13 protein-coding genes and 1 riboswitch are annotated in these 16,281 nt (G+C 38.9%); of the genes, 3 read left to right on the forward strand and 10 right to left on the reverse strand.

Annotated elements, in window-relative coordinates; genetic code table 11:
• Window positions 1–646 precede the first annotated feature (646 nt).
• Window positions 647–1,525 (reverse strand): LysR family transcriptional regulator, encoded by an 879-nt coding sequence (locus ACQKKK_RS13450; RefSeq protein ID WP_427616642.1) that lies wholly within the window; start codon window positions 1,523–1,525, stop codon window positions 647–649.
• Window positions 1,526–1,759: 234 nt separating this feature from the next.
• Here ACQKKK_RS13450 and ACQKKK_RS13455 point away from each other — a divergent pair, with 234 nt between their 5' ends.
• Together ACQKKK_RS13455 and ACQKKK_RS13460 are read left to right on the forward strand one after the other, a co-directional pair.
• The gene (locus ACQKKK_RS13455) at window positions 1,760–2,389 is read left to right on the forward strand and encodes a chromate transporter (RefSeq protein ID WP_427616643.1); all 630 of its coding nucleotides are present in this window, start codon (window positions 1,760–1,762) and stop codon (window positions 2,387–2,389) included.
• Between the two features lie 80 nt (window positions 2,390–2,469).
• Window positions 2,470–3,012 (forward strand): chromate transporter, encoded by a 543-nt coding sequence (locus ACQKKK_RS13460; protein WP_427616774.1) that lies wholly within the window; start codon window positions 2,470–2,472, stop codon window positions 3,010–3,012.
• Window positions 3,013–3,459: 447 nt separating this feature from the next.
• Here ACQKKK_RS13460 and ACQKKK_RS13465 read toward each other — a convergent pair whose 3' ends face one another.
• From ACQKKK_RS13465 to hutG, 5 genes are all read right to left on the reverse strand, one after another.
• On the reverse strand, window positions 3,460–4,776 hold the full coding sequence (locus ACQKKK_RS13465) for a Na+/H+ antiporter NhaC family protein (RefSeq protein WP_427616644.1): 1,317 nt from the start codon (window positions 4,774–4,776) through the stop codon (window positions 3,460–3,462).
• Window positions 4,777–4,970: 194 nt separating this feature from the next.
• Window positions 4,971–5,078, reverse strand: a riboswitch (SAM riboswitch).
• Window positions 5,079–5,421: 343 nt separating this feature from the next.
• Window positions 5,422–6,093 (reverse strand): SOS response-associated peptidase, encoded by a 672-nt coding sequence (locus ACQKKK_RS13470; RefSeq protein ID WP_427616645.1) that lies wholly within the window; start codon window positions 6,091–6,093, stop codon window positions 5,422–5,424.
• A gap of 60 nt (window positions 6,094–6,153) precedes the next feature.
• Entirely contained in the window at window positions 6,154–6,309 is a 156-nt protein-coding gene (locus ACQKKK_RS13475) for a hypothetical protein (RefSeq protein ID WP_155727292.1), read from the reverse strand.
• A gap of 280 nt (window positions 6,310–6,589) precedes the next feature.
• Window positions 6,590–7,795 carry a sodium/glutamate symporter gene (gene gltS, locus ACQKKK_RS13480; protein ID WP_427616775.1) on the reverse strand — a complete coding sequence of 402 codons (1,206 nt, stop codon included), beginning with the start codon at window positions 7,793–7,795 and terminating at the stop codon, window positions 6,590–6,592.
• A 29-nt stretch (window positions 7,796–7,824) separates the two neighbouring features.
• Window positions 7,825–8,781, reverse strand: a complete 957-nt coding sequence (gene hutG, locus ACQKKK_RS13485; RefSeq protein ID WP_427616646.1) for a formimidoylglutamase — start codon at window positions 8,779–8,781, stop codon at window positions 7,825–7,827.
• A gap of 123 nt (window positions 8,782–8,904) precedes the next feature.
• On the opposite strand from hutG, the gene ACQKKK_RS13490 reads away from it, so the two are divergent.
• Window positions 8,905–9,807 carry a LysR family transcriptional regulator gene (locus tag ACQKKK_RS13490; protein ID WP_427616647.1) on the forward strand — a complete coding sequence of 301 codons (903 nt, stop codon included), beginning with the start codon at window positions 8,905–8,907 and terminating at the stop codon, window positions 9,805–9,807.
• A gap of 158 nt (window positions 9,808–9,965) precedes the next feature.
• Here ACQKKK_RS13490 and ggt read toward each other — a convergent pair whose 3' ends face one another.
• The 4 genes from ggt to ACQKKK_RS13510 form a co-directional block, all read right to left on the reverse strand.
• Window positions 9,966–12,041 carry a gamma-glutamyltransferase gene (ggt, locus tag ACQKKK_RS13495; protein WP_427616648.1) on the reverse strand — a complete coding sequence of 692 codons (2,076 nt, stop codon included), beginning with the start codon at window positions 12,039–12,041 and terminating at the stop codon, window positions 9,966–9,968.
• Between the two features lie 242 nt (window positions 12,042–12,283).
• Window positions 12,284–14,278 (reverse strand): TRAP transporter permease, encoded by a 1,995-nt coding sequence (locus ACQKKK_RS13500; RefSeq protein WP_427616649.1) that lies wholly within the window; start codon window positions 14,276–14,278, stop codon window positions 12,284–12,286.
• Window positions 14,271–14,777, reverse strand: a complete 507-nt coding sequence (locus tag ACQKKK_RS13505) for a DUF1850 domain-containing protein (RefSeq protein WP_427616650.1) — start codon at window positions 14,775–14,777, stop codon at window positions 14,271–14,273. Before ACQKKK_RS13505 ends, ACQKKK_RS13500 begins: the two co-directional genes overlap by 8 nt.
• A gap of 84 nt (window positions 14,778–14,861) precedes the next feature.
• Complete coding sequence (locus ACQKKK_RS13510) at window positions 14,862–15,836, reverse strand: TAXI family TRAP transporter solute-binding subunit (RefSeq protein WP_427616651.1); 975 nt, start codon at window positions 15,834–15,836, stop codon at window positions 14,862–14,864.
• Window positions 15,837–16,281 lie beyond the last annotated feature (445 nt).

Consider the following 16,281-nt stretch of genomic DNA (forward strand, 5'->3'; position numbering starts at 1 on the left):
CAAACATTAGCTTCATATCATTTTTCTTAAACCACTCTTAATATAAGAATAATTCCATGCTGAAATTTAATTATCATCTTAATCGGAGAATAGGTTTCAATGTATGAAATTCAATAGAAATGTAATCGTAAACAATCTAGGTATCATTCTCTAGGATTAGGTCATTCCGAGGGATTTAACGGATGATTATCAAAATAGGGAATACAAGTTTGCAGTATAATTTGAACATCAACTTTAATTTTCTTTTAGAAAAATATGTAACGACCCTCTCGAATGAGAAGAGCTTTTATTTAAAATGCAATCCCTCTAACAATTTTATATTATAGAAGTTTTATACTTTTGCAACTAATAGTTCACCTGAATAAGAGAACCCCTTTAACTGGTTAACGAAGATTGAGAACACGATTCCGTAATTTAGAAGTAAGCCAGCTGCAAATAGGATGGAATACACAAAACCAAGAAATACGTTTGCACCTTCTGACTGATATGAACAGCAGTGATAACAGTTCCAATCACCCCCGCTTTATTCAAAACGATGTGCTAAGGCTCGTCATTAATCCTGATTGGCCAACCAAGTACCTGAAAACGCTGCACATTATGTGAATAGGAAAGCAGGCGACCATAAAATGACTGATGCTTCAGATTTCTATTGAAGAAAATTCACAAAATTAGACACACCTATTTTATTAAAACGCTTGTTTTTTCTGACTAGCCATAGATTTCTTGTTATATTTATACCGGAAATACCGACTTCCCTCAAAAAACCTTGATCCAATTCCCTGGCCAATGACAACCTTGGCAGAATACTGATTCCAAGTCCAGCTTCAACTGCACTTTTTATCGCTTGTGTACTTCCAATCTCCATGTAGTTTTCTATTTTTTCTAAAACCCCATGCTCCCTTAACATGTTTTCTACGATAAGTCGTGTCCCTGAAATGGATTCACGCCAGATCATCCTTTCATTTCCCAATTCCTCTACCTGGATTTCTTTTCTGTCTCTCCATGGGTGGTCGGGTGGACAAACCAATATCAATTCGTCATCTGCGAACTTGTCTACAATAAAATCGGTGTTTTCCACGAGTCCCTCCACCAAGGCCAAATCAATGACATCGTTTGATAAATCCTCCAGAACTCGAGGGGTATTTTTTATCGTTAATGTCACTTTTGTTTCAGGCTGTTGTTTTTTAAATTTCCCCAGCAATCTCGGCAATAAATACTCGCCGATAGTCAAGGATGCACCTACTATGAGGTTTAAATTGTACGCGCCCGTTGATTGCTGAATCACTTCCTTGGAATGGTTGAAGTCATTCACAATGGCTTTTGCAAAAGGGTATAACAACTTTCCTGCTTCTGTCACCTTCAGCCTCCCTTCCTCACGGTCGAATAACAAAGTGTTATAAAAATTTTCCAATTGGTGAATCTGTCTTGTTACCGCCGGTTGAGATAAGAAACTTAACCTCGCTGCCTGGCTTATGCTTCCTTCATCCACCACTAAACAAAACACTTTTAGATTTTCTAATTTCAAGAAGCCGACCTCCTTGGCTTTAAATAGTTTAATAAAATGATAGCAATGGTGAAGTGGAAAAACAACGCTATATTCCCTGAACAGGTGATCTTAATCCATTCAATTTTATAAAACGGATAAATTTTCTAGGTATTACGTTTTGTTATACCCGATGATTTTGTTGCAATTTACCCATTCCCTTTTCTTTGATATGTTAATAATAAGATTTATATAGATCAGCAAAGGAAGTGACTGATGACAATGAAAGGACAATGGAAAACACTGTTCCAATTATTTTGGACCTTTTTTAAAATAGCACCTGTCACATTCGGAGGCGGGTTTGCGATGATCCCTTTAATCGAAAAAGAAGTAGTAGAGAAGAGAGAATGGCTGAAAAGCGAAGAAGTTACGGATGTTTTTGCATTATCTCAGTCTGTACCGGGAGCTGTCGCCATTAACTCCGCCACCTTTATCGGCCATCGAATTGCCGGAATGAAGGGCGCAATGGCAGCCATGATCGGTGTTACACTTCCTACCTTTTTAATTGTACTACTACTCGGCATTTTGTATTTTTTCATTCAGGATAATCCAAAGATAGAATCCGCATTCATATCAATTAGAGCTTCCATAGTTGCCATCATCGTCTATGCGGCTATCAAGATAGGGAAAACGGCTATTGTTGACAAATCAACATTCGGTATATTAATAGTAGGGATTCCAATCCTTTTTTTCATTCACCCTGTTTTAGCTATATTAGCAGGAGCGATAACAGGTGTTGTGACCATCTCTATTAAGAGGAAATTAGGTTACAAAATCAACATGGACCGAAATGAAAAGAAAGCAGAAGAGAATGATTTCGAATATTTCATGGGTGCAGGCATATAGCCCATGAAAGGTATACGATATTTCCCTGTTACGGTATAAACTGTTAAACTAATTTTCAAGAAAGAGTGGGATATAGGATGATGGAATTGTGGGAGTTGTTTAGCACCTTCTTTATTATCGGATTTGTATCGTTTGGAGGGGGATACGCCATGATTCCCGTAATAGGATCGGAAGTCTCACAGCATGGATGGATGACGACGCAACAATTTACTGATGTAATCGCTATATCCGGTATGTCCCCCGGTCCTATCACCACCAATAGTGCCATTCTCGTTGGCTATTCAACTGCTGGCTTAGCAGGAGCCATATCATCTGCTCTCGGAATCTTGCTTCCTGCTATTATAGTCGTAATCGTTATAGCCACCTTCTTCAGCAAATTGAATCATTATCCAATTATACAATCGATGTTTTATGGACTAAGACCCATTGTCACTAGTTTAATCCTCTTTGCAGCGATCAGTTTTGCCCTTTCCAATCATATGATAGCTATGAACTTTTCATGGCATACGATAAGCTTATTACTCGTTTTTGGATTATCATTATTTGCCCTATTGAAATTACGCTGGCATCCAGCCTATATCCTTATTCTTTCTGGATTAGTTGGTGTTGTCTTTTATTCATAACGACTCATTTTTCAGGTGCAAACGTTCAACACACTTCCATGTAATCTCTAAATCTGAAACGATATTTGTTCAAATGGAAACATTATCAAACTAACATATTTTTCCAAATTGTGAGATGGTACAACCTGAGTTTCGTGATTTTGTGGAAATGAAGGATGAACGTGGATTATCCGCCGTCCATCAATATGGACCGGAACTAGGCAGTTATTTTGATGATGGGCAAAAGTTGGTTCCATAAATTAAAGAAATATCAGGCAGGAGAATTCGAATTTATAGTTCAGATGAGGAGCGACTTTGTTACTTTCTAAACATTAATATTTATCATGCATAAGAGCGAGGATGTCTTCGCTTTTTTATTGTCTTTTGCCTATGTTTTAGTATTTTTAACCATACAAGCAACACCCTGAATCCAATGATTCAGGGTGTTTTTTCATAATTATTCTCATTTTAAGAAGTACGTTCCTTCGTTTCATCATTACCCGACTTAAACCGTGGAAAACCAATCAAGATGGCAACGATTCCACAAAGTCCAATAAGTATTGGGTAATATGAATATGGCAAGATGCTTATAGGGGAAATCTTTGCTATCCCTGCTGCAACAAGCAGTTGTGCCCCATATGGAATCAACCCTTGGACGCAACAGGCAAAAACGTCAAGCAAGCTCGCCGATTTACGTGGATCAATCCCATACTTCTCGGCAATATTTTTGGCAAGTGGTCCGGCAATGATAATCGAAATCGTGTTATTTGCCGTTGAAAGGTTCGTCAAACCAACAAGCCCGGCAATGCTAAATTCCGCTCCTTTTTTTGATTTGCTATTTCGGGTCACAAGGTGGAGTAAATAATCGATGCCACCATTATGTTTGATTACAGCTACCATACCCGCTATTAAAATGGCAAGGAAGGCGATTTCATACATTCCCGCCATTCCTTCCCCAACTTTTTGAATAACACCCAATGGTTGATAACTTCCATCAGCCAAGCCGATAATTCCGGCAAATACGATGCCGATGGAAAGGACCAGGAACACATTGACTCCTGCCAATGCAGTGATTAAAACGCAAAGATATGGAAGGATCTTCACCCAATTATAAGAATGTTGGGAGATGTCGGCCTGTTCACCCATCGTTAAAATTCCTAGGATGGCACATGTGATGATGGCAGCAGGTAAAACGATGAAAAAATTCACTTTAAACTTATCCTTCATTTTCGTTCCCTGTGTTCGAACTGCAGCGATTGTCGTATCCGAAATGAAGGAAAGGTTATCCCCAAACATAGCACCACCAATAACGGCCGCCATTGAAAGGGCAAGCGAAATATCTGTTTGCTCACTAATTCCAACCCCAATAGGTGCTAGGGCAACAATCGTTCCCGTGCTTGTCCCCATAGATAAAGAAATAAAACAAGCAATAATGAAAATCCCAACCATTAATAGATTTTGCGGAAAAACAGCTAAGGCAAGATTCACTGTTGATTCAACTGCCCCCATGCCACTTGCAACTTTGGAAAAAGCGCCGGCCAAAAGGAAAATGATAACCATTAACATAATATTGGAATCCCCGGCACCTTTACAGAAGATTTCAACCTTTTGATTGAAAGTCTCTTTCCGATTCATTGCCAATGCAGCTGCTGATGCAATTGAAATCGCAACAATCACCGGAAATGAATAAAAATCTTTAGTGATGATTCCGGAACCTATAAATAAAATTAAAAAAACGACAAATGGGATCAATGCCCAGGGATTCCCTTTATTGTTTGCACTCATGATGAACACCTCTTTTTATTTTTCCCATGACATGTGTCACAGCCCTTATTCTTTTAACAGTTTTTGCGAATAGCGCTAATAATAACCTGACATTCCTACTAATGGAATCCACACCTTAAAACTGTCAGCATAAAAAAAGACCTCTTCCATTTAACAACAACAAGAAGAGGTCTTTTAATTTATAAAAAACGCCCTCCTTATCTTTCAGGCAAAAAATAGCCTGCTGGATTTGGCACAGCACTCCTATTAAGTCTGCTGCCGAGACATCTTCGGGCCAGTCCCTCCGTCTCTCTTGATAAGAAGATTTAAATTATATAATGATATTATCAATATCGATTTCCACTAGAAAAAAAGCAGGCTGAAAACTTGCTGAACCGCTCCAAGTTTACATGATCCCCTCTCGGGAAGTGACATTGAAGCCATATTGAAAAGCAAATATAAGAGTACAGCATTTTATGTATTTTCGCAAGGTTTAGTTTATAAGTATTTCACATGTGGACCTTAATATTATAAATGGACTTTTACATGTGCAGTAAATAAGATTTTTTCAATAATGATTTACTTGTTATAGTCGGATCATGCCCCAAATTCTGTCTTTTTATCAGAAAGGAACTAAAATAAAAAGAGGTCTAATGAAAAGACCTCTCAGCAAATTTGTTGTATCAGGTTAGGTGAATTATTTTTAGTTGAGTTCACATCAGTCGATACCTCAAATGCTTCCATCTGTTCAGAATCGAATGATTTTAAATACTGCTGCAGATATGCAGGATCATTAATGGACGGATTCAACCAATTCTTTTCATCTTCAGGCTTAAGGATGACAGGCATACGATCATGAATGCTGGCCACTAGCTCATTAGGAACGGTCGTTATAACTGAGCACGAATAAATGTTGATGCCCTCTGGAGATTTCCAGGATTCCCAGAGACCGGCCATACCAAATGGAGCATGATTCTTAAGCTTTATTCGCATGGGTATTTTTCGCTCGGGTTCCTTCTTCCACTCATAAAAGGAATCAGCGATTATCAAGCATCGTTTCATCTTATACGCATTCTTGAAGCTTGCCTTCTCAGCAATGGATTCCGCTCTGGCATTGATCATTTTATAGCCCACTTTTTCATCTTTTGCCCAAAAAGGAATGAGTCCCCACCGAAGATATCCAAGTCGATTCCTAGCCCCGTCATTAATGACGGAGAGCACGGAGTGGGAAGGTGCAATATTGTAACTGAATTGGTATTCTTTATCAAATGATCCTTGAATATCGAACCGGTCTTTTATTTCTTCAATGTCAGTGAAAAGGGTGAAACGTCCGCACATAATATCGCCTACCGTTTTAAGATTTATTACAGTGTAACAAATGGAACGGGCAGGTACAAATCAGCGTTCTAAAATCCTGATGTCGGTAAATGGTTGATTAAATAATTCGCTGGAAATCAAAAGTGTGCCAAGGACTTCTCTTTCATCTTCAGCTTTAATGATTTCCGACAAAATTAAGGTACTGCCATTCCTGACCGTTACATTATATTCATTCATAGGATCCCCCCTCATAAGGCTAGATGGTTGTTATTATAAACCAAAAACCTACAAGTATCATTATTGACCTTTAGCAGAGTCGTGGTTAATCCATTAATAAGGAGTCTATACAGTTGTTCCATTTAACTTGATTACCTTTAAGATTAATCACCCGAAGCAATCCGAGACCCTAATTTCATAGTAAAGGAAGCTTGTAATCTTCCATTTACATTCGAATTATCATATAGATAAAAAAGACTGTCCATGAATAAAATCAAAGACAGTCTGGTCTGAAGGTTTTTTACTTCAACAAATTTATACTGGTAATGATAATAGGGATAGCAAAAAGGTCGATAAGGAATGCCCCTACAATCGGTACAATAAGAAACGCTCTTCTCGAAGGACCAAATTGACCTGTAATGGCAGACATATTTGCCATTGCGTTGGGAGTTGCCCCTAATCCATGTCCGATAAAGCCACCAACCATGACAGCTGCATCATAATTCTTACCTAGTAATCTGAATAATACCAATGTACCAAGAAGTACTATGAAAAATACCTGGACGAAAACAATTAGAAGCATCGGCAATGCTAAATCGGCCACTTCCCATAGTTTTATGCTCATTAAGGCCATAGATAGAAAAATTCCCAATGTTACGTCTCCGATTAGATCGATGCTTTTCATATCGACAGCTTCTCTTTTAAAACCATCAAGAATATTTCTAACGATAACCGCTACAAACATTGCGCCTACATAGCTTGGCAAAACAAAACCGGTTGAACTCGAGAAAAGCTCTCCTAAGTAAGAACCTGCTGCCATACAGAATGTTATAATCAGAATCTGGATCATGAAGTTTTGGGCGTTGATCCCTTTGGATGAATCTGCGTTCGCTTCCACGGCTGCCGCCACTTCATCATTAATATCCGCTTCGGATGGCTGTAATTTATACTTTGTGATTAAATATTTAACGGATGGACCACCAGCTAACCCTCCTGCAACCAAGCCAAACGTTGCTGCTGCAAGTCCGATGGATAAAGCGGAACTAACCCCAAGATCTTCAATTGTCCCGCCAAATGCAGTAGCTGCACCATGGCCTCCTTCCATCGAGATGGGGCCCATTACTACTCCTAATAAAGGCTCTAAATCAAGTACGGTTGCAAGTGAAACTCCTATCATACTCTGAAAAAGAGCCAGAGCGCCACAAGCCAGCCAGTAAATGACGAGCAGTTTCCCACCTAGCTTTACAAGTTTAAAGCTTGCCCCTAAACCGACAGTTGTAAAGAAAGTAAGCATGAAAAGGCTTTGTAAAGTAGTATCCAATGTTAAATTGATCAATCCAGCCTGTCTAAAGATTGTCACAAGTATTGCGAACAATAATCCTCCCACTACTGGAGCCGGTATGCAAAATCTTTTTAAGATGGGGATCTTCCTAATTAACAGTCCACCCGCCAAAAGCAGTGATACGGCGAGAAATAAAGTCGTGATTTGATTTAATTCCAGATTCATCATATGTCTGCCCCCAGATGTATAATTTATTATTTAAAATGCAGCAATACCTCATTTATTAAATGTGCTGCCAATGTAACGGTTTTATTATTTTCGTCCAACGAAGGATTCACTTCCGCGATATCAAAGGAAAGGATCTTTTCGTTTGATACGACATGCCTAATAATGGCCCGGACCAATTTCGGATTCAGTCCAAATGGAGAGGGTGCACTTACCCCAGGTGCGTAGGCTGAATCAATAACGTCAGTACATAATGTAAGAATGATGAAGTCATTTTTCTTAACGAATTCATTAATCCGCTGCTTGGTTTCATCCATTTCGTTCAATGACAAATCTTCTTCCAATATGTAGTCGACCTTACTCCTCTCAGCAGTTTCAAACAGGGCCTTCGTATTTCCCTGTTTCTGAATTCCGACACATAAATATCCACAACTCTGATCTTCGTCCAAAATCTGTTTAAACATCGTTCCTGATGAACTTTCTTTTTCATAAGGCCTCATATCAAAGTGAGCATCAATATTAATAATCCCCAATCTAGCCTTTGGTCCAACGTGTTTCCTTATCCCAAGATAATGACCATAAAGGGTTTCATGTCCTCCCCCAAGTATGATAGGAATCGCTTTACTCTCCAATATCTGGGCAACAGCTGATCCCAGTTGAAATTGGGCATCCTCCATCTCTGAACCTTCACAGATTACATTTCCAGCATCCACCAGCTCGGTTCGAGAGGATAAATGACATGGTAATTTTGCCAAGGACTGCCTTATATGATCAGGGCCCTCTGCAGCACCAATCCTGCCTTTATTCCTTTTGACGCCTTCATCACATTTGAAGCCAATCATTCCAAAGGTTCTGGATGCTTTGGAAGAGGTGGTTAATTCCGAAATCGGTGACAAACGCACTCTTTGGTGGTACCTTAAGCTGTCCATTTCAGAATGGGAATCAACCCTTCCATTCCAATATTCTAAAATCGGTTTATTATACATAATTTCTCCTTTATTAAAAAAATTCTGAAATATCTTTTTTTAAAATTATAATTGAGATAATATATAATTACCAATACAAAATTTTAATATATCTATAGTTTTAAACTATAGAAAGGAGGATATATGGATCTTCGCCAACTACGTTATTTCACTACCGTTGTCCAGGAAAAGAATTACTCTAAAGCTGCTAAAATACTGCATATATCTCAACCTTCCTTAAGTAATGCCATAATGAAATTAGAAAAAGAAGTTAGTTTTCAGCTTTTGGAACGTAATACAAGGGGACTTGACCTTACGGAAGCAGGGGGGATTTTTTATACGAGATCAGTGGATTTGTTAAGAAGATTCAATAATTTGCAAGTGGAACTTGAGGAGATGAAGCATGTTGGAAGTGGAACAATATCTATAGGTTCCATTGAATCATTCAAAGTTTGGTTCCCGAGGATAATCAGGAATTTTAAAATCAATTATCCTAATATCCATTTTAAGGTCAGGGAAATATTGGGTGAAGAAAAGGTTATCGAATCGTTAAATCGGTTTAATGTTCATTTCACTATCACGAATCAGCCAATTAACAACGAGGAAATCATGTCTGCACCCCTATACAATGAAAAATTCGTGCTTTTGGTCCATAAAGATGACGAATTAAACGAAAAAGAGTCTATCACTTTCCAAGACCTTGCAAAGAAAGAATTAATCATCAGTACAACTGGATTTCAAACAAGAGATGATATCTTAAAAGCATTCAAGAATGAAAAGGCACTTCCAAACATTATTTACGAAATAGAAAGACTTGAAACAGCTTGCAGTTTGGTGGAAGAAGGACTTGGTGTTACAATTTTACCGGAAAGCTATGTAAAATCCGTTGCAACAACCCATACTGCAATTCGTGCAATAGATTCGAATTTTTTGGAAAGGACTGTATACCTGGCCTATTTGAAAGATCGATATCTGTCTCCTGCGGTATGTAAGTTAGTTGAGGAGATACATAGCTTTTTTAATGAGAGAGATAGAAACGGCTACTAAAAAAGCAAAACTTCACTGAAAATTGCACAAAAAAAATTCCTCTTCTGCACAATGCACAAGGGGAATATCATTAGTCTGAACCATTTCACTTCCAATTTCCTTATTTACATCTTTCTAAAGGAATCCCTGTCTGGACTTGTTATATTGTCAGGATAAAATCAATTCGTGATGGTACCATCATCGTCGGGATCTACAAAATCCGCAGGATCTTTTTCCAATAGTGCCTCTTTGTCTTTTTCGTTCCATTTTGTTTTATATCCTAATGATTTAGCTACTTTTAACACCGGTAAATACGATTTTTTATCTGCTTTAAATATTCCTAAGTCCCCTGTTCCAATTACACCCAATCCAAGCAGCAATTTGTCTGATTGAATATAGGGTTTTTCATCTATCAGTTTCATTTGTTCAGCTGAATAAGGATAAACGGCTCCATTAACCTTTAAGGTAAACGGTCCCTTCTTTTCTTCTTTTATTTCTTTTGGCTTTTTCGCTTTATAGGAAACATTATACACTCCTTGAACAGTTCCTTCTCTCGTATTGTCGGCTCCTCCATACATTTTCCCTGTTTCATAATCAAAAATAACAGCTTGCACATTACCGATATGTTGTGGTTTTTCTTCATAAACATGGCCTTTTGCCATTAACTCCAACCTTGTATTTTGTTCAATTCCCGGTTCCCATCTAACTGTCGGAAAACCAGCAGAATAAATACGTGGAGCTAGTATGGCATCTTGAATTGGCATATGATGATCTAGCACATTCATAATCGTTTCAGATACCGATGCTATTATCGTCGCTCCGCCTGGTGAACCAATGGCCATGAAGGGATTGCCATCTTTTAAAACGAAGGTCGGGGACATACTGCTTCTTGGTCTCTTTCTTGGTTCCACCTGGTTAACGCCCCCTGGTGTGGCATCAAAGTCCGTCATTTCATTATTAAGCATGAATCCATAATCAGGTACCATGATACCGGAACCGAATACTTGCTCGATTGTAGTCGTATAAGCAACCATATTTCCCCATTTATCCATTACAGAAAAGTGAGTCGTTTGTCCGATCGGGGTCTTCTCTTCCTTTACCTTCTTCATTGAAGTCGGTTCTTTGCCCTCATACTTCCATGGATCGCCTTCTTTGACATCAGCTGTTGATCTATTTGGATTAATGAGTTTTCTTCTTTCTTTTATATAATCTTCATCCAATAGTCCTTTTTTAGGTACATCATAAAAATCTTCATCTGCCATATAGGCAGCTCGATCGGCATATGCGAGATGCATGGCTTCCGTTAGATAATGAAGATACTCAGGGGAGTTAGCCCCCATCTTTTGTACATCGTATCCTTCCATAAGCTTCAGGATTTGTTGGATCGTCAAACTGCCTGAACTTGGTGAAGCTGCCCCCACCACTTCAAAGCCCCTATATTCCGATCTAATTGGTTCTCTCTCTTTCACCACATAGTTTTCCAAATCCTCTTTTGTCATCGTTCCTTCACGTTTTTGGACTTCTTTGGTGAGTGCTTCTCCGATTTCACCTTTATAAAAAACGTTAGAACCTTGTTTTTTTATTAACTTAAGGGTCTTTGCCAGATCTGGCTGAACGAGGGTATCTCCCTCTACCAATGGTTTTCCATTTGGCACAAAAACTTTTGCAGCGGCTGGGTTATTTTCAAGTTTTTTTGCATTTTCATCGATATATTGCGCTGTCGCCCAATTGACTTTTACCCCTTTTTCCGCTTGTAAAATAGCCTGGTCCATAACTTGTGATAATTTCAATGTTCCATATTTCTCAAGAGCAGTTTCTACCCCCAAAAGTGTTCCGGGAACAGCAACGGCTTTCCCAGTTATGTGCCGTTTACTAAAAGGAATAGGTTTTCCCTTTGCATCTAAAAAAAGTTCAGGCGTAACATTTTGCGGTGCCATTTCGCGACTATCGATCATCGTTATTTTATTTTCCTTTTTATTATAGATCATCATAAAACCACCGCCGCCGATTCCAGACATCATTGGCTCCACTACATTTAACGATAATTGAATGGCAGCTGCTGCATCGACTGCATTTCCACCTTGTTTTAGTATCTTTATACCCGCTTCAGCTGCTAACGGATGAGAAACTGATACGATTCCTTTTGTTGCACCCTTTCCCATTGACTTATCCACTCCAGGGACACTTGCAAAAGCTGGTGTGATCATACAAAAGAAACTGAAAGTAACTAAAATAAAACTTTTTAAGAATTTCATGAATTAGTCTCCTTTCAAAAACAAAATTGGAATTTCACCATACGGCAATTGGATATACAGATGACCCTCAATCTGCAAGTCGGGAATATGCTCGTTAATCTCTAAATTGAAGCAGTATGCACATTCCCTTTGGCTGTTGGATAAGTTCTCTCAATGATGATTTTAATTCAAAAAATCACCCCCCCGAATTTTCACCATGACTCTTCAACTAACCTTTACATCCGGATTGATAATAAGAAGCCTCAATTTTTCTCTATACTTTGCTTATGTTCCAAGATATTGGGGCTGTCGTATTTGTCGCTCTTCCCAAGATATTGTAAAGCCAGCAAAACGATAAATGCAGTTAACCCAACGATGTCCGATATCGTTTCAGGATAGATTAATAGTAAACCAACGATTATAGCGAGGATTCTTTCTATCCAGTGCATCCCCCTCATCCAGTAACCTATAACTCCAGCACCAATTGCAATCATTCCTGACATCGCTGTAAGAACGACCCAGGCGACCTCCATCCAAGTTGTATCGATCATAAGTAATTGTGGAGAGAGAACAAAAATATACGGAATGATAAATGCAGCAATAGCAAGTTTCGATGACTGTATCCCCGTTTTTATCGGTTCACTGCCCGCTACCCCCGCCGCTGCAAATGCCGCTAATGCAACTGGAGGAGTTATATCTGCTATAATGCCAAAATAGAAGACAAATAGATGTGCAGATAAATCAGGGACGCCAAGCAAAATGATCGCAGGTGCTGCAATCGTCGAGGTGATCACATAGTTGGCAGTTGTAGGTGATCCCATTCCCAAAATAATTGCCGCTACCATCGTTAGCATCAGAGTTGGAATTAAATATCCACCAGAGAAATCGATTAATCCATTTGCCAATTTCAGCCCAAGCCCCGTTTTCGTAACTATTCCTACAATAATGCCGGCTGCTGCAGTTGCAGCTGCAACTGCAAGTGCTGTCCGGGCTCCATCAACCAATGCATAAATGATATCGATGAATTTCATGCGGACATCCTTGTTTATGAATCCTACAAGAACCGAAATAATAATGGAATACAAGGCTGCATGTGTAACCGTTATATTCAGCATGAGCAAGAAGATAATGGCAATGATCGGAATTAACAAATAAAGTTTGCTGATCACTTCCTTTTTATTTGGCATTTCTTCTTTCGTTAATCCACGCAATCCAAGTCGTTTAGCTTCAAAATGGGTCATGATCCAAATTCCTGAAAAGTAAAGGATAGCTGGAATCGTAGCCGCCTTTGCTATATCCCAATACGTAATCCCATTTCCAATGAATTCAACCATTAAAAATGCCGCCGCCCCCATTATCGGAGGCATTAATTGACCGCCAGTAGACGCGGCTGCTTCCACTGCCCCGGCGAATTCCTTCTTGTATCCAAGATTTTTCATCATCGGTATCGTAAAGGATCCTGAAGTGACAACATTAGCTACAGAGCTTCCGCTGATCGTTCCTTGCAGAGCACTGGAAAAAATCGCAACCTTCGCAGGTCCCCCTATCCTTCTACCGGCAATAGACGTTGCAAGATCATTGAAGTATTGACCGACACCCGTTCGGACAAGAAAGGAACCAAATAATAAAAATAGGAAGATGAATGTCGATGAAACCGCTAACGGCGTACCTAAAATGCCCTCTGTCGAGAAGAACATCGTTTGCACCAAACGTTCCAGCGTTAAACCTCGATGAGAGAGGAATCCTGGCATATACTGACCAAAAATTCCATAGAAAACGAATAATAAAGCAATAACCATAATAGGAAGCCCTACTGCACGCCTAGTTGCCTCTAAAACTAGCAGAATGGCCATTAAGCCAACCGCAAAATCCACAGCGCCTAAACGACCTACATTCATGACGATATCCTCGAAAAATAATGGCCAATATACACCTACGCCTATACTAAGGATTGCTAAAATGATATCGTACCAAGCAACTTGAAATTTTCCTTTTTGACGCTTCTTCCGGTTTGCAGGAAAAAGTAAAAAAATCAAGGAGAGTGCAAACCCTAAATGTATCGTCCGTTGGATTTGTGCTGTAAAAACACCAAAAATAGCAGTATATAATTGGAATAACGAAAAAGCTAAGAGTCCAAAAAATACAATGTGTCCCAAGACGCCGGTTAATTTCCTTGTCCCAGCTTCAGGATCGTACTTTTCCAATAACTCCTGTTGTTCCGCTTCAGTTAAATACTTGGTTTTTTCCTTATCAGCCATGAATCTTCACTCCTTTCAACTGTTCCCATATTGAAATTCTTTCCGATGAAATCCTGACCCATGTTCCAGGCTTAATAAAGTCTGCCAATGTGTATGTTTTTTCATCATATACTAGTCGATGGTTAGCTCTAACTTTTCCTACTCGTAAATCTATATAAGCGAAACTGCGATTCATATTTTTTATGAAGTAAGTACCGTCTTTCTCTTCGAATACTTCTTCCCCCTCTGCATTAGAAGGCATACCGACAGCAAAATCATGATAAGCTAGTTCGGTTTGTTCGATTTGCTTATCGGATAAACGATATGATTCCAGTACCTCCGAGAGGTGGATGGAGTGTGTATACTTAATCTGGAAGTTTTTTTCTCTTTTCAATGGCAAGTATGCGACTAATTTCCCTTGGTCCTGGTAGGAAAATGCAATTACATGCTTATACGGAAAAAATAATAGAAAAGCGATGATCAGAGGTGTACCAAAAGCCATGAATCTCTTGAATCTCATAGGTACCCCTTTCAAAATCTGAAATTCCATTTAGAAAAAACGAGGCCGATAGGCCACATATAGCGAGCTACCGACCACATTTCATTACTTGGAAACACCTTTTTCTTTAAAATATTTTGCTGCGCCAGGGTGAACTTCCATATCCCCTAATCCTTCAAGTGCAGTCTCTGCTGTAATGAACTTGCCTTTGGCATGTGTGATTTTATCCGTGTTGTCATATACCGCTTTTGTCATTTCATACACTAAATCTTCATCAAGATCCTTTGTAACCACTAACATTGCTTTAACAGCAACTGTTTTCACTTCAGATTTGATTTTATACGTACCACTTGGAATCGTGTCTTCTGAATAGTATGGGTATTTTTTAACCAACGCTTGAATCTTGTCCTCTGCAATAGGCAGGATAATAATATCATTTTGTACGGATAACGCATCAACCGCACCCGTTGGTGTTCCGGCCGTAATGAAAGCTGCGTCAATACTTCCTGCCTGGATTCCTTCCGTCGACTCATCGAAAGAAAGATTTTGTCCTTTAATATCTTTCTCAGTCAATCCATGGATCTCCAGGATTTGCATGGCATTGATGTAAGCACCAGAACCCGGTGCACCTACTGATACCTTTTTACCTTTCAAATCCTCGACTGATTTGATTCCACTCTTTGCCGTCGTTACAATTTGAACCGTTTCAGGATATAAAGAGCTGATCGCTTGTATATTGTCTATAGGTTTCCCGTCGAACATTTCTTTTCCTTCAAGTGCATATGAAGCGATATCCGTTTGCGAGAAAGCGATTTCAGCTTCTCCAGCTCTTAAAGTTTCCATGTTCTCAGCCGAGGCACCAGATGTCTGAGGTGTTATTTTCGCTTTTGTTTTATCGGAAATGATTTTTCCAATTTGTCCCCCAAGTGGATAGTATGTACCTCCCGTTCCACCAGTCAGCAAACTCAGATTTTGGTCTCCGCTGCCGGATGCCTTTTCCTTACTGTCTCCGCAGGCCGTGATAATACCGGTAACTGTCAGAATCATAACCAATAAAAAGTACTTATTAAACTTTTTCATAAAACTCCCCCCTCATTGTTTTTCATCATCTCAAGAGACGATACTATTATTATTCTACCGGCCACCTCAATTTTCCTTTTTTTCGCAAAATTTGACACAATAGCCAAAAGCCCCATATCGATTAAAAAGTTTTATTTATATCAAGTAAACAAGCATAGATGCGTAAAAACACCTGCCCGAATTCGAAAAATTCTGTTATTTAACGATTCATTTCCTCTTTATTACATTTTTATCCTTAATTTAAGGATAATATTGACTCTTCCGTTTTAGAAATATATTATTGTTATAAACTTATAAGTCTTAATTATAAAATTACAAATTTTCAACATATATCTAGCCTTTAATCGTTATATTCTGTCATTGTTTGAGAGGGAATATTAAAGGTCCAGCCTTCCATTTACCAGCCATTTTGAGTGTGTTTTTCAAATCTAACTGAAGTGGGTGA

Origin of the sequence: Peribacillus sp. NPDC006672 (genome assembly GCF_050274955.1) — a bacterium.
In the GTDB taxonomy this organism is placed as follows: Bacteria; Bacillota; Bacilli; order Bacillales; family DSM-1321; genus Peribacillus.

What these genes read in the sequence shown, in the direction of transcription:
- ACQKKK_RS13465 (WP_427616644.1), bottom strand. Translation starts at nt 4,776, where the DNA reads ATGAGTGCAAACAATAAAGGGAATCCCTGGGCATTGATCCCATTTGTC.
- ACQKKK_RS13460 (WP_427616774.1), top strand. Translation starts at nt 2,470, where the DNA reads ATGGAATTGTGGGAGTTGTTTAGCACCTTCTTTATTATCGGATTTGTA.
- gltS (WP_427616775.1), bottom strand. Translation starts at nt 7,795, where the DNA reads ATGAATCTGGAATTAAATCAAATCACGACTTTATTTCTCGCCGTATCA.
- ACQKKK_RS13490 (WP_427616647.1), top strand. Translation starts at nt 8,905, where the DNA reads ATGGATCTTCGCCAACTACGTTATTTCACTACCGTTGTCCAGGAAAAG.
- ACQKKK_RS13510 (WP_427616651.1), bottom strand. Translation starts at nt 15,836, where the DNA reads ATGAAAAAGTTTAATAAGTACTTTTTATTGGTTATGATTCTGACAGTT.
- ACQKKK_RS13500 (WP_427616649.1), bottom strand. Translation starts at nt 14,278, where the DNA reads ATGGCTGATAAGGAAAAAACCAAGTATTTAACTGAAGCGGAACAACAG.
- ACQKKK_RS13455 (WP_427616643.1), top strand. Translation starts at nt 1,760, where the DNA reads ATGACAATGAAAGGACAATGGAAAACACTGTTCCAATTATTTTGGACC.
- ggt (WP_427616648.1), bottom strand. Translation starts at nt 12,041, where the DNA reads ATGAAATTCTTAAAAAGTTTTATTTTAGTTACTTTCAGTTTCTTTTGT.
- ACQKKK_RS13475 (WP_155727292.1), bottom strand. Translation starts at nt 6,309, where the DNA reads ATGAATGAATATAATGTAACGGTCAGGAATGGCAGTACCTTAATTTTG.
- ACQKKK_RS13470 (WP_427616645.1), bottom strand. Translation starts at nt 6,093, where the DNA reads ATGTGCGGACGTTTCACCCTTTTCACTGACATTGAAGAAATAAAAGAC.
- ACQKKK_RS13505 (WP_427616650.1), bottom strand. Translation starts at nt 14,777, where the DNA reads ATGAGATTCAAGAGATTCATGGCTTTTGGTACACCTCTGATCATCGCT.
- hutG (WP_427616646.1), bottom strand. Translation starts at nt 8,781, where the DNA reads ATGTATAATAAACCGATTTTAGAATATTGGAATGGAAGGGTTGATTCC.